Here is a 12,824-nt window from a genome sequence, read left to right as displayed (position 1 = left end):
CAGGCTCTTCGGAGGGGGTCCTCCGCTTCCTTCCGGAGGACCCCGCCGTGGTGATCGGACTCGATCGGCAGCGCGGTCAGCACTTGCCGTTCGTGCGGACGGCGGCGCAGGCGGCCGTCATCTTGATCGTCTTCTTGATGGTCTGCTTGACGGCCCACTTGCTGGCGACGCGCGAGGCGACGCTGGCGACCGGGGACAGCGACGTCTGAGCCGGGTCGGCGGAAACGATCACGCGAGCGTCAAGGTCGAACTCGTCCATGAATTCACAGCACCTTTCATTCCGTAAAACCAACCGCCCGCCGAGGAAACGAGGAAGGGATTCCAAAGGAGTTTCCGAGGCGGTCAGAGAATGAATGTAATGAGGCCGAGGACGCTCTTGAACCCGCCGACCTTCCAGTTCTTCCCCCACCATGTGGCGGGACGGTCCGCCCGGCCGTCCGGTGCCCGACCGTCAGCGACCCTGCAGGGCGTCCAGCCCAACTGCCATGCAGAGCGCGAGTGTCCGGTCCAACCCCGGATCCTGGATACGGATGACGTACCGGCCCCGGATCCCCCACTTCCGCTCGACCGCCAGGACGGGCCGCCCGTCCCGGACGAAGTCGAAGTGGTAGACGAACGGCACCGGCGGCACAGTGACGAGCGGCACGACGAGATCGACGACGTCCCACATGCGTCGCGCAAGCGCCACACCGACCCGCCGCTCCTTGCCGACGGCGGCGGCCTTCTCCCCCTGCGTCAGATGCCAAGTGGACCGCAGAAAAGACGCCTTGAAGTCCTTGCGGAAGCTGCCGACGAGATCCCCACCGGGCCCCGTCACGTCGTACGTGGCCCCGAGGTCGATCACCTCCCGCGCCGTGAATCCGCCGATTTCCCGGGAACGGCCCTCATCGGTCCACAAGGTCAGCTGCTCCTGCAACGCGAACCGCTTCTGCTCCGCGAAGGCGATGACCTCACCACTTTCCGGAAGCGTGAACACATACCGGTTCACGAGCGGGGCGATCTTCTGCGTCATGAGGATTTCGTCGGGCTGCCACATGCAGGAACCGTAAGCATCGACAGCACGCACACTCGTGCATCTCAAGGCGGAGCAGACCCCCTCCGACCGGAGGGGTGAGGAGGGCCGAGTGGCCACCTCTCTCCTGAATTCCCGCGTGAATCCCCCAGCCCCCAGCCATAAACCGCCCCGCCGACTCCCGAGGGCATCGCCGGGCCTGAGGGAGCCGGTGGCGCTCAACTGCCCTTCCGGCCCGACCCGATGGCGTCGTGGACGAGCGAGGGGTAGTCGTCGAGGGAGATGTCGGCGGAGATGTCGTGGCCCTCCTGGAGCATGGCCGTGAGGGCGGCCAGGTCGTTGAGCGCGGAGTTGCGGGCCGCTATCGCCTCCTGGGTGAGGGGCGCCAGGAACGCGCCCGTTCCCCGGCCGCCTTCCTGACAGCGCGAGACATACGGCCGCAGCTTCTGCTCGTACCGGGCGAAGGCTCGGCGGTGGTCGCCGGCCGCGAGGGCCAGTTCGCCGGCGAGGACATAGGCGCCGACGATCGCCGAGCCCGTGCCCATCCCGCCGACGGTGGCGCCATAGGCGGCGTCGCCGAGGAGCGCTATCCGCCCTCTCGACCACGTCGGTGCGTCGACGCGGCTTATGGCGTCGAAATAGAGGTCGTCGGCATCCCGGACGGTCTCGACGAGTTCCGTGGTGCGCCAGCCCGCGCCCTCGTACGCCTGGACGAGGGCCTCGCGCTGGGCCTGTGGGTCGCGGCGGTCGTGGCCCAGCCGCTCGGAGGCGAAGACGCAGAACGCCTCGCCCCCGTAGGAGGGGTCGTCGGCGCGGCGGGGCACGCGGCCGACCGTCACCAGTCGGCCGGGTTCGTTGTAACCGACGGCGTGGGCGGCTAGGTCCGGCGCCGCGCCGTGCGGGAGATCCCAGCCGGCGACGTAGTAGCCGAGGTGGCTGACGAAGTCCTCTTCGGGGCCGAAGGCGAGCCGGCGCACCGTGGAGTGCAGGCCGTCGGCCCCGATGACCAGGTCGAAGGTGCGGGGCGGGGCGTGCTCGAAGGTGACATGGACGCCGTCGGCGGTTTCGGTGAGAGAGGTGAGGGAGTCGCCGAAGAGGTATGCGGTGGTGGTGCCGGCGGCAGGGGCGGCGGTGTCGTCGTGAGGGATGGGAGTGGGGCAGCTGTGGTCGTAGAGGATGCGGGAGAGTTCCGAGCGGAGGATCTCCACGTCACCGCCGGCGAACTCGGGCGGGAGGGCCGCCACATGATTCCCCCGGGCGTCGATGAAGGTCAGGGAACTACCGCCGGTGCGGCGCCGCCCGATCTCCTCCAGGACGCCCATCTTCTGCAGTACCGCCAGGTGCGCCGCACCGCGGAAGTCGACCGCGAAGCCGCCGCCGCGGAGGGCCGGTGCCAACTCGACCACGGTGGGGCGGTAGCCATAGCGGGCGAGCCAATGGGCGAGGGCCGGGCCCGCGATGCTGGCGCCGGAGATGAGGACCGTGCGGGCCCGCGCGGCGGGGGTCGGCGTCGGTTCGCACCTTTCGCGCGTCCCGTGCGTCCCCCGCGTCTCACGTGCCTTGTCCGTGCGGTGCGGTGTCGTTGTGCGCGTCATCGGACGCTCCCCCCTGTGTCTGCGTGGCGTGGCGACACAACAACTGTATCCACCGGACACAGATCTGTATACCCCCGGACACAGTTTTAGGATGCGGAGGTGGCTGGAGACGAGAAGAGCAGTGCGTTCGGGGATCAGGCGGGCAGCGTCGAGCTGCTGTGGGGCGGGCGCGAACGGCCGAGCCGGGGCCCCAAGCCGGCGCTGAGCCTGGAGCGGATCACGCGGACGGCCATCGGCCTCGCCGACACCGGCGGGCTCGGCGCGGTCTCCATGCAACGGGTCGCGGCGGAGCTGGACTTCACGAAGATGTCCCTGTACCGGTACGTGCCCGGCAAGGCGGAGCTGGTCGCCCTGATGATCGACACGGCGATGGGCGAACCGCCGGAGCCGGCGGGCGCCACGGCCGACGACTGGCGGGGCGCGCTGCGGGACTGGGCGCAGCGGCTCGCGGCGGTCTTCGCCCAGCACCCATGGCTGCTGAGCGCTCTCGTCGGACCGCGGGTCATGGGCCCCAACGAACTCGGCTGGACGGAGCGCGCGCTGGCGGCGCTCGCGGGCACCGGGCTGACCGGCGGCGAGCAGCTGGACGCCGTGCTGGTGGTGAGCGGGCACGTCCGGGCCATCGCGCAGGTGTCGACGTCGATGGGGGTGGGCGGCGCCCCCGCGAAGGAGCCGGAGGCGGTGCTGAGCGCCGCGCTGAACGAGCTGCTCGTCGGGCGGTCCGAGCGGTTCCCCGCGCTGAGCGCCGCGCTGGCGGATGTCGCCGGGGGCCAATCCCGTGATCAGGCTTGGGAGTTCGGGCTGGAGCGGATCCTGGACGGGCTGGAGGCGTACGCAGGTCGGGGGTGAGAAGCCCGCTCGCCCTGCGTACGCCCCGCGGGGCCCCCGTCGTCGTGCTACGCGCGGGGCCCTCGTCGCCGGGCTACATCCCCAGTCGCACGTTCTTCCGCGGCTGTTCCTTGGCGCCGGTCAGGAGGCCGTGCAGGGTGGCGAACTCGTCGACGCACTTGGCGGTGCCGTTGACCACGCAGTCCAGGGGGGCGTCGGCGACCACGACCGGGACGCCCATCTCCTCGCGGAGGCGGCGGTCCAGCCCCCGGAGCAGGGCGCCGCCGCCGGTGAGGGCGATGCCGCGCTCGATGATGTCGCCGGAGAGCTCCGGCGGGCAGTCGTCCAGGGTGTTGTGGACGGCGCGGACGATGGCCTCGACGGGTTCGGCGAGGGCGGCGCGGATCTCTTCGGAGGTGATCTCCTGGAGGCGCGGGAGGCCGCTGAGGTGGTCCCGCCCGCGGACGGTGTAAGAGTGGGGGGAGGGGCGCGCCGCCCTGTCCGCGAGCGACTCGGCGTCGGACGCGGCGTCGGACGCGGGGTCGGATACGGAGTCGGAAGCGGCGCCCACGGTCAGACGGGTGGCGAGCGGGCGGGCGTCGTCCGGGGTCCAGACCGCCGAGCCGATGGCGATCTTGATGTCCTCGGCGGTGCGCTCGCCGATGGCCAGGCCGTGCTCCTTCTTGATGTACGTGGAGATGGCGGCGTCCATCGCGTCGCCGGCGACCCGCACGGACTGGGCGGTGACCAGGCCGCCCATGGAGACCACGGCGACCTCGGTGGTGCCGCCGCCGATGTCGACGACCATGCAGCCGACCGGTTCGGCCACCGGGAGGCCCGCGCCGATCGCGGCGGCCATCGGCTCCTCGATCAGGTGCACCTCGCGGGCGCCGGCGCCCCGTGCGGAGTCGATGACGGCGCGCCGTTCGACCCCGGTGATGCCGGAGGGCACGCAGATGACGACCCGGGGGCGGGAGAAGCGGCGGCTGGGCAGGGCCTTCTTCATCAGGGCGCGCAGCATCTGCTCGGCCGCGTCGAAGTCGGCGATGACGCCCTCCCGGAGCGGGCGCATCGCGGTGATCCCGGAGGGCGTGCGGCCGATGGTGCGTTTGGCCTCCGAACCGACGGCGACGACGTCGCCGGCGGCGTTGACGGCGACCACGGAGGGCTCGTTCAGCACCACGCCTTTGCCGCGCGCGTAGACGAGGGTGTTGGCGGTGCCGAGGTCGATGCCTATGTCGTACGTACCGGACGAAGTGCTGGACGCCATGGGGAGTTCGCTTGCTCTCTCTCGGGAGGACATTGCGCCGCAGAGAGCGTCATTGACGTGCCAATGACGGTAATTGCGGGCAATTATCTAGACTACTGGGGGTGCGGAATGGTTCCTGCGGGGGCGGATGCGCCCGGCTGCGGAAGCGGTCGGGGGCGGGTCGTCAGGGGTCGGGGGGCAGTGCCTCGGCGAGGTCGTCGAGGGCGTCCAGGAGCAGCTCGGTGGCGCGGACGGCGACGCCCTCGTGCTCGCCCTCGGCGCTCCACCGCTCCCAGGCGGCGTGCGGCTCGCCCCAGTCCATCGCCTCGCCGTCGCGGACGGCCCGGGCGGCGCGGTCCAGGGCGGGACGGAGGGCGGCGGCGAACGCGGCGGCGCCGGGCGAGGGCCGGGCGTCCCGGTCGGGCGGGTGCGCCTCCAGGATCATCGTGACCCGGCCCATGGTGGCGAGCGCGGCGCTGGCGGCGTGCGCCCCGCCGAGCGGGAGGCCGCGGTGCCGGACCGGCTCCTTCTCGGCGCGGGCCTCGGTCGCCTCCCAGGCGGCGCGGGCCGCGCGGGCGTCCAGCAGGGCCTCGCGGACCTGCCGGGGCCGGCGCTCGGCAGGCCGGGCGTAGCCGTCGACGACGGCGAGCGCGTAACGGCCGTTGGTGGTCAGCCAGTCGGCGAGGCGGTCGCGGAGCCGGGGCGTCTCCCAGGCGGGGAACAGCGCGTAGGACAGCATCGCGAGGACCCCGCCGACGAGGGTGAGCACGAGGCGTTCCTGGACGGTCTGTTCCCAGCCGGCGCCGACGATGCCGAGCAGGAAGACGACATAGGCCGCGATGCAGGCCGAGGTGACGGAGAAGCCGGTGCGCATCAGCAGGTACATCAGGAAGACGCAGAGCAGGGCCAGGGCGGCGCTGACGTAGGCGCCGGGGTGGGCCAGCGCCATCAGGGCGCCGGCCAGGGTCACGCCGACGACGGTCCCGGCGAAGCGGGCGACGCCGCGGGAGTAGGTCTGGGCGAAGTCGGGGCGCATCACCATGACGGAGGCGAGCGGGGCCCAGTAGCCGTGGCCGAAGTGGAGGGCGGCGCCGAGCAGGTAGCCGGCGGCGGCGACCGCGGCGACGCGGAGCGCGTGCCGCAGGACGTGCGAGGACCAGCGGGCCTCGCGGCGCAGGGCGCGCAGGGCGACCGGGACGAGCCGGGGGACGCTGGGACGCAGCAGGTGGCCGCGTTCGGCTTCGGTGGTGGGGCGGGTGGCCTCGACGGGCTCGTCGGTGAGTTCGACGGCGTCGGCGAGGAGGGAGATCAGGCGGTAGGCGGTGCGCCGGGCGGGCCCGCGGAGCATCGGGCCGCTGGCCGGTACTTCGAGGGCGGCCATCGCCTCCGGTGGCAGCCGGACCGGGCGGGCGTGCCGTACGGCGTGCGCGACGGCGTCCAGGACGGTGGCGGCGGCGCCCAGGAGTTCACGGGCGCGGTCGCGTTCGGGCCCCTCCAGGGGGGCGCCGACGACCGGGTCGGCCAGTGAGGCGAGGACCGGACGGACGCGTTCGGCGAGGCCGCGCGGGCCGTGCAGCTGTACGGGGCGGCGGCGGGCCTGGCGGGGTGTCACGGTGGCGGCGGCCCGGGCGTCCATCAGGGGCGCGGGGTCGAACGGGGCGACCGGGTCGTGCCGCAGCCGGCGGGCGTAGTCGGCCTCGGCGGCCAGCGCGTCGGCGAGGGTGTCGCGCTGGATGCCCCAGGGGCGCACCGGGAAGAGGACGATGAGGGCGGCCTGGACGAGGCCGCCGCAGGCGATCAGAGCGGCGTGTTCGAGGGCGCCCAGGACGGACGTCGGGAGGGTGACGGTGATCAGCATGATCGCCACGGTCTGGGTGCCGACGAGGCCGGAGACCGGCCCGATCGCCCAGGCCATGCCCGCCAGGAGGGTCCAGCCGGTGAGCAGCAGGACGAACCAGACGACGTGGGCGGCGGCCAGGTAGCCGAGGAAGGTGGAGATCGCCAGCGCGCCGGCGACGGCCAGCGCCAGGACGGGGCGGGGCCGCATGCTGCGCTGGAAGGTGACGATGCCGGCGGAGAAGGCACCGAAGGCGGAGGAGACCGCGAGGGCGGGGTTGCCGCGCCACAGGCACAGGCCGAGGACGACGGCCACGCCGACCGTGCCGCGGATCGCGATCAGCGGGGTGAGCTTGGCGCGTTCGATGGTCAGCCCGGAGCGGGTGGCTTCCTTCAGCGCACGCGACCAGGTCATAGCGAGAGAATACGGGCCGGGAGCAGGGGCGGCCGGGTGCCAGGCTGGGGGTGCCCCCGGCGGTAGCCGGGGGACGGTGCGGGAGGTCGAGCCGGACGCCTTCGCGACGGGTTCCCGAGGGGCCGCTGCGGACCCTCGCAAGGGCGTGCGGCGGGGTGCCGGAGGCGGCGGCCGGCGCCGGGGCGCGGACGCACGCCCGGTGTGCCGGAAGGGGGCGCGCGGAGGCCCATTGGCCGCCCGCGTTGCGCCTCCACCAGGAAAATCACGGTAAACCGGATCTCCGTTGCGCGTAAACACCACAGGTCAGAGGCGGTCGGCCAGTTTCGTTCCCGAGGGTGCGAGCAAGCAGACACCCCAGGAGGGAAACCTGTCCCGGCCCCGCCCCCTCTTGTTGGCCGGTCGGGACAACTCCCGGCCCGTTCGCCAAGGAGAAGGTCCCGTGCGCAAATCCCTTTTCAAACCGGTGATCGCCTTGATCGCCCTGACCGTACTCGGCACCACGGCCGGCTGTGGGACGAGCGACGACTCCCAGGGCGCGCCCGTACGGTTCAGCGGTCCGCGGTCGGGTGCCGCCATGCAGACCGCGCCGGCCGACAAGAACTCGCTGGTGCAGATGCCCACCCATCCGATCAACTTCCAGGAGACCAGCAAGGTCGGCGGGGCCGGTGGGAACACCCCGATAGCCGTGACCACCTACCACGGGAAGAAGTCCGGCTTCACGGGGAAGGTGTGGGTCTGGGCGCCGCCGGAGTACTACGAGAAGAAGAACGCGAACAAGGGCTTCCCGGTCATGGAGGCGCTGCCCGGCGCCTACGGCTACCCGGTCAACTACTGGATCGGCTCCGACCTCAAGCTGGAGGAGAGCCTCGCCACCTGGTCGAAGGCCGGCAAGAGCCTGCCGTTCATCGTGGTGATGCCGGTGCTCAACCCCAACGACAAGCAGTACTACGACGGCAGTGACATCCCGGGCCAGCCGAAGATCGGCACCTGGCTGAGCAAGGACGTCCCCGACCTCGTCCGGGAGAACTTCCGCACCCTGAAGACCCGCAACGCCTGGTGCATCATGGGCTCCTCCTCGGGCGGCTTCTCGGCGCTGAAGAACGTGCTGCAGAACCCCAACGACTTCAAGGTGGCGATCCCCAACGGGCCGGACATCGTCCCGGACTCGCCGCTGTGGCGGGGCCACCTCAAGGAGATGCGCGAGAACAACCCCGAGGTGCTGGCACGCCAGCTGAACGCCCACGGCGGACCCGACGTCTATCTGGCCTTCCAGGACGGCTCCAAGGAGTACACCGTGCTGCCGAAGGTGCGGAAGTTCCTCGCGCAGTACGGGCACGGGCACGTGAAGACGCGGCTGCAGATCGTGCCGAACGGCACGCACAGCGGCCAGACCTACGTCACGGGCCTGGGCATGGGCACGATGCAGTGGGTCAGCGCCCACATGCAGGGGCCGACCGGCTGAGGACGGGCCGACCGGTGGGCGGTCGCGGCGGACGCTTCGGTCCGCGGCGACCGCCCTCGTCGTAGGGCGGGGCGGGCGGTTCACTGCCCGCAGTCGACGTCCTGGAGCGTGATCGGGTGCGACTCCAGGCCGACGTAGGCGGTGAAGCTGCGGGTGGCGCCGCCGCCCCAGCCGGTGGTGACGGTGGCCCAACCGACGCCCGCGGACTGGGCGGTGGTGACCGGGCCGACGGTGATCGCCCGCGGGCTGTTCTGGGCGCAGAGCAGCAGGTCGTAGCCGTCGGTGTGGGCGGCGCGGTCCTTGAGGTAGTCGGAGACCTGGTGCGCGCGCTGGTGCGGGGTGGGGCCGTGCTGGCCGTAGAAGCCGGTCAGGAAGCGGTGGATCTCGGCGGCGGTGTGGCGGCCGTCGGGGTCGCTGCGGACGGTGGCGGCGGCGGGTGCGGTGGCGGCGAGGGTCAGGCCGAGGGCCGCGGCACAGGCGGCGACGGCGGTGACGGGACGCGATGCGGTACGGGACATGGCAGGTCCTCACCTTCAGGGCGTGTGACGGCGTAGACACACCTGTCCGGCGCATGGTTGCGGCGCCGGACGACCCGAAAGAAGGGGGACGGGTGTCCGCATCCGGCCGCGCCGCCCGGCGGCTCTGCGGCCCCTGCCCCCGCCCCGGTCAGGACACCACGTCCTTGCGGGCGAAGCCGCGGAAGGCCAGTGCGACGAGCACCAGCGCGTAGGACACCGACACCGAGGCGCCCTGGAGCATCCCGGACCATTCCAGCTGGGGTTGGAGGGCGTCCGCCCAGGAGTACTGCCAGTGCGCGGGCAGCACCGCGCGCCAGTCGCCGAGCGCGGTGACCTGGTCGAGGACGTTGCCGACGATGGTCAGTCCGACGGCGCCGCCGACCGCGCCGAGCGGCGCGTCGGTCACCGTGGACAGCCAGAACGCCAGCGCCGCGGTGACCAGTTGGCTGACGAAGACATAGCCGGTCACCAGCGCCAGCCGCAGCACCGCGTCGCCCGGGGCGAGCGCGCCCCCGGTGGGCAGTTGCAGCGGGCCCCAGCCGTACGCGGCGGTGCCCACCGCCAGCGCGACCAGCGGCAGCAGCAGCATCGCGGCGGCGCTGAACACCAGCCCCACGGTCAGCTTGCTCAGCAGCAGCCGGGCCCGCGGCACCGGCGCGGCCAACAGATAGCGCAGCGACGCCCAGCTCGCCTCCGAGGCCACGGTGTCCCCGCAGAACAGCGCGACCGGCACCACCAGCAGGAAGCCGGCGGAGACGAACAGCGCGGTGGCGGCGAAGTTGGCGCCGGAAGCGGTGGCGGTGGTCATCAGACCGATCCGGCCGGTGTTCCGGGTGCCGGGATCGCCGCCGATCGCGAACGCCGCGACCAGGACGAACGGCAGCAGCGTCAGGATCGCGCCGATCACCAGGGTGCGGCGGCGGCGCAGCTGGCGGCGGGCCTCGACGCGCAGCGGCAGGGTGCGACGGGCGCGGTAGCCGGGCGCCGCCGCCGGGGTGGTCGCGGTCATCGTCCGTCTCCTCCGATCAGGGTGAGGAAGGCGTCCTCCAGGCGGCGGTGCGGGCCGACGCGGTGCACCGGGACCTCCAGCCGGACGAGTTCGGCCAGCAGGTACGGGGTGCCGTCCGGCGCGGCCAGTCGGACCAGCAGGCCCTCGTCGGCGCGGACCGCCGAGACCACGCCGGGCAGCGCGTCGATCTTCTCCACCACCGCGTCGGGCAGCGGCGCGGCGGCGCCGACGTCGATCAGCACGGTGTCGCCCGAGCCCACGATCTCGCCGACCGGGCCGGCCTGGACCAGCCGGCCGCGATCCATCACGACCAGGTGGGTGCAGCTCTGCTCGACCTCGGACAGCAGATGGCTGGAGACGATAACGGTGCGCCCGGCCGCGGCGTAGCGGATCATCACCTCGCGCATCTCGCGGATCTGCGGCGGGTCCAGGCCGTTGGTCGGCTCGTCGAGGATCAGCAGGTCCGGCAGGCCCAGCATGGCCTGGGCCAGGGCCAGGCGCTGCCGCATGCCCTGCGAGTAGGTGCGCACCGCGCGCTCCAGGGCGTCGCCCAGGCCGGCGATCTCCAGCGCCTCCTCGGTGTGCGCGTCGGCGGCGGGCCGGCCGGTCGCCTGCCAGTACAGGTCGAGGTTGGCCCGGCCGGACAGGTGCGGCAGGAAGCCGGCGCCCTCGACGAACGCGCCGACCCGGGACAGCACCGGCGCGCCCGGCCGGACCGCCTGGCCGAACACCCGGACCTCCCCGCCGTCCGGGCGGATCAGCCCCATCAGCATCCGCAGGGTGGTGGTCTTGCCGGCGCCGTTGGGTCCCAGCAGGCCCAGCACCTGGCCGCGTTCGACCCGGAAGGTGAGGTCGCGGACCGCGTACCGGTCGGTGGACCTGGCGTAGCGCTTGCTCAGCTCGGTGATCTGCAGCGGGACGTCGGCCAGGGCCGGGTCGGGGGCGGGTGCCGCGGTCCGACGGCGGGCGGTGAGCAGCAGCAGCGCGGCCACCACCGCGGCGACCGCGGGCAGCGCCCAGGTCCAGGCGGGCAGCGGGGCGGCGGCGGTGCGCACCTCGGGCGCGGTGGGCACGCTCAGCTCGCCCGTCGTGGCGGCGGTGCCGCCCCCGCCGCCGGCCAGGGAGACGGTGTAGGTGGCGGGCTCGACGGGGGTGGCGTAGCCCAGGTCGGTGGCGGAGAGCACCAGGCGCAGCCGGTGCCCGGCCGCGAAGTCATGGTCGACGGCCGGGAGTTGGAGCCGCACGGTGCGACCCTCCCCGGCCCCTTCGATGCGGTACGGCGTGACCAGTTGGGACGGCAGCAGTTGGCGGCGGCCGTCCGGGGCGACGTCGTAGAGCTTGGCGAAGACCACCGCGTCCGGGGAGCTGGAGCGGATCCGCACGGTGGCGGTGGGGCTGCCGGTGAGGCGGACGGCGGTGCGCAGCGGCGCCGAGTCGAAGTGGGCGTACTGGCCGGGGAAGTCCAGGGAGAGGCCGCCGGCGCCGAGCGCGGAGAGGGTGCCGAGGGCGCCGGGGACCGCGGAGATCGCCGGCGGGGCGGCGCCGGCGGGGTTGGCGAAGCGCTGTTCCCGGCCGGTCAGCGGGATGTGGCGGGGGTCGTGGTCCAGGCCCGGGTAGTCGTCGGCGCCGGCGCCGCGCAGCCGGACGGTGCCGTCGGTGGAGTTCACTCCCCCGCTGCGGCTGATCCGGAACGCCGGCCCGGTGTCGGCGTGGGGGTCGCCCTTGAGGTAGCGGTCGAACCACGCCGACGTGCGGGCGGTGAGCCGGGCGGTCTCGCGGTCGCCGCCGTCGTGCCCGCCGGCGATCCAGTCGACGGCGACGGGCGCGCCGTTGTGGCGGAGGGCCCGCGCCGTGGCGTCGGCCTGGCCGAGCGGGAACAGCGAGTCGGTCTGGCCCTGCATGAGCAGGGCGGGCACCTTGATGCGGTCGGCGACGGCGGAGGGGCTGCGGGCCGCCAGCAGTTGGCGGGCCGCGGCGTCCGGTGTGCCGCTGACCGCGACCCTTTCGTACATCGCGCACAGGGCGGGTTGGAACCGTCCGCAGCCGCCGGACGCGGCGGACGGGTCGGACGGACCGGATGCGTCGGACGAGGCGGAAGGGGCCGAAGGGGCGGTCGGGGCGCCGGTGGCGGAACCGGCCGTGCCCGTGGTGAAGAAGATCCCGGCCCACAGCTTCTTGAACACCCCGTTGGGGAACAGGGCGTCGGCGAGGTTCCAGTAGGTGATCTGCGGGGCGATGGCGTCCACGCGCGGATCGTGCCCGGCGGCCAGCAACGCGATCGCGCCGCCGTACGAGGCGCCGGCGATGCCCACGCGCGGGTCGCCTGGCTTGTCGAGCCGCACCTCGGGACGCTCGGCGAGCCAGTCGATCAGCCGGCTGACGTCGGCGACCTCGCCGTTCGGGTCGTTCAGCCCGATCTTGCCGGTGGACTTGCCGAAGCCGCGCGCCGACCACGTCAGCACCGCGTAGCCGTCCCGGGCCAACTGCTCGGCCTCGGCGCGGACATCGGACTTGCTGCCGCCGAAGCCGTGGCCGAGGAGGACCGCGGGCCGGCGGCCGACGGCGCCACCGGCGGTGAAGAAGGAGGTGTCGATCCGCACCGTGCCCGGGCCGCCGGGCGTCTCGGGCATCGTCAGGAAGTGGTCCTCGCGGTGCACGGAAGGTGGGGCGTCCGAGGCGGCGGCCACCCAGGTGCCGCCTCCTATGAGGAGGGCCAGCGCGCCCACGGCGGCATGGAGCCGGCGCCCGCGCAGTCGAAGATCCATGGCTGAATCCTAGGTACCGGCCCGGGTGGGCGACCCGTCCCCGGGGCGGAACCGGGCGCCCTCCTGATGGAGTAGCGCCGTTCGGGCCCGTACCGCGTCCGTGGTACGGGCCCGAACGGCGCTGCGTCCCGCCGC

10 protein-coding genes are annotated in these 12,824 nt (G+C 73.2%); 2 read left to right on the top strand and 8 right to left on the bottom strand.

The features are described from left to right. Positions 1-76: 76 nt before the first annotated feature. The 3 genes from MOV08_RS26935 to MOV08_RS26925 all read right to left on the bottom strand — a co-directional run bounded on the left by MOV08_RS26935 (position 77) and on the right by MOV08_RS26925 (position 2,607). On the bottom strand, positions 77-259 hold the full coding sequence (locus tag MOV08_RS26935) for a hypothetical protein (protein ID WP_159030887.1): 183 nt from the start codon (positions 257-259) through the stop codon (positions 77-79). A 192-nt stretch (positions 260-451) separates the two neighbouring features. Then, a complete protein-coding gene (locus MOV08_RS26930) occupies positions 452-1,036 on the bottom strand; it encodes an LURP-one-related family protein (RefSeq protein ID WP_275309188.1) in 585 nt (194 codons plus the stop codon). A gap of 194 nt (positions 1,037-1,230) precedes the next feature. Further along, positions 1,231-2,607, bottom strand: a complete 1,377-nt coding sequence (locus MOV08_RS26925; protein ID WP_275309186.1) for an FAD-dependent monooxygenase — start codon at positions 2,605-2,607, stop codon at positions 1,231-1,233. A 99-nt stretch (positions 2,608-2,706) separates the two neighbouring features. Here MOV08_RS26925 and MOV08_RS26920 point away from each other — a divergent pair, with 99 nt between their 5' ends. Continuing rightward, a complete protein-coding gene (locus MOV08_RS26920) occupies positions 2,707-3,456 on the top strand; it encodes a TetR/AcrR family transcriptional regulator (RefSeq protein WP_275309185.1) in 750 nt (249 codons plus the stop codon). A 73-nt stretch (positions 3,457-3,529) separates the two neighbouring features. Here MOV08_RS26920 and mreB read toward each other — a convergent pair whose 3' ends face one another. Further along, the gene (mreB, locus tag MOV08_RS26915) at positions 3,530-4,705 is read right to left on the bottom strand and encodes a rod shape-determining protein (RefSeq protein WP_275309184.1); all 1,176 of its coding nucleotides are present in this window, start codon (positions 4,703-4,705) and stop codon (positions 3,530-3,532) included. Between the two features lie 163 nt (positions 4,706-4,868). Beyond that, positions 4,869-6,935 (bottom strand): FUSC family protein, encoded by a 2,067-nt coding sequence (locus tag MOV08_RS26910; RefSeq protein ID WP_275309183.1) that lies wholly within the window; start codon positions 6,933-6,935, stop codon positions 4,869-4,871. Positions 6,936-7,374: 439 nt separating this feature from the next. On the opposite strand from MOV08_RS26910, the gene MOV08_RS26905 reads away from it, so the two are divergent. Next, positions 7,375-8,397: an alpha/beta hydrolase gene (locus tag MOV08_RS26905; RefSeq protein ID WP_039636301.1), complete on the top strand. Its 1,023-nt coding sequence runs from the start codon at positions 7,375-7,377 to the stop codon at positions 8,395-8,397. Positions 8,398-8,477: 80 nt separating this feature from the next. Here MOV08_RS26905 and MOV08_RS26900 read toward each other — a convergent pair whose 3' ends face one another. From MOV08_RS26900 to MOV08_RS26890, 3 genes are all read right to left on the bottom strand, one after another. After that, positions 8,478-8,915 carry a hypothetical protein gene (locus tag MOV08_RS26900; protein WP_039636299.1) on the bottom strand — a complete coding sequence of 146 codons (438 nt, stop codon included), beginning with the start codon at positions 8,913-8,915 and terminating at the stop codon, positions 8,478-8,480. Positions 8,916-9,063: 148 nt separating this feature from the next. After that, positions 9,064-9,924, bottom strand: coding sequence for an ABC transporter permease (locus MOV08_RS26895; RefSeq protein ID WP_275309182.1), 861 nt, complete (start codon positions 9,922-9,924; stop codon positions 9,064-9,066). Beyond that, a complete protein-coding gene (locus MOV08_RS26890; RefSeq protein ID WP_275309180.1) occupies positions 9,921-12,689 on the bottom strand; it encodes an alpha/beta fold hydrolase in 2,769 nt (922 codons plus the stop codon). Before MOV08_RS26890 ends, MOV08_RS26895 begins: the two co-directional genes overlap by 4 nt. Between the last annotated feature and the right edge of the window lie 135 nt (positions 12,690-12,824).

Source organism: Streptomyces yunnanensis, assembly GCF_029011865.1.
In the GTDB taxonomy this organism is placed as follows: domain Bacteria; phylum Actinomycetota; class Actinomycetes; order Streptomycetales; family Streptomycetaceae; genus Streptomyces; species Streptomyces yunnanensis.
Note: the sequence above shows the minus strand (reverse complement) of the source record. Positions and strands in the feature narration are given on the sequence as shown.

Coding starts and splice junctions, on each gene's coding strand:
- MOV08_RS26900 (WP_039636299.1), bottom strand. CDS start 8,915: ATGTCCCGTACCGCATCGCGTCCCGTCACCGCCGTCGCCGCCTGTGCC.
- MOV08_RS26935 (WP_159030887.1), bottom strand. CDS start 259: ATGGACGAGTTCGACCTTGACGCTCGCGTGATCGTTTCCGCCGACCCG.
- MOV08_RS26895 (WP_275309182.1), bottom strand. CDS start 9,924: ATGACCGCGACCACCCCGGCGGCGGCGCCCGGCTACCGCGCCCGTCGC.
- mreB (WP_275309184.1), bottom strand. CDS start 4,705: ATGGCGTCCAGCACTTCGTCCGGTACGTACGACATAGGCATCGACCTC.
- MOV08_RS26890 (WP_275309180.1), bottom strand. CDS start 12,689: ATGGATCTTCGACTGCGCGGGCGCCGGCTCCATGCCGCCGTGGGCGCG.
- MOV08_RS26910 (WP_275309183.1), bottom strand. CDS start 6,935: ATGACCTGGTCGCGTGCGCTGAAGGAAGCCACCCGCTCCGGGCTGACC.
- MOV08_RS26925 (WP_275309186.1), bottom strand. CDS start 2,607: ATGACGCGCACAACGACACCGCACCGCACGGACAAGGCACGTGAGACG.
- MOV08_RS26930 (WP_275309188.1), bottom strand. CDS start 1,036: ATGTGGCAGCCCGACGAAATCCTCATGACGCAGAAGATCGCCCCGCTC.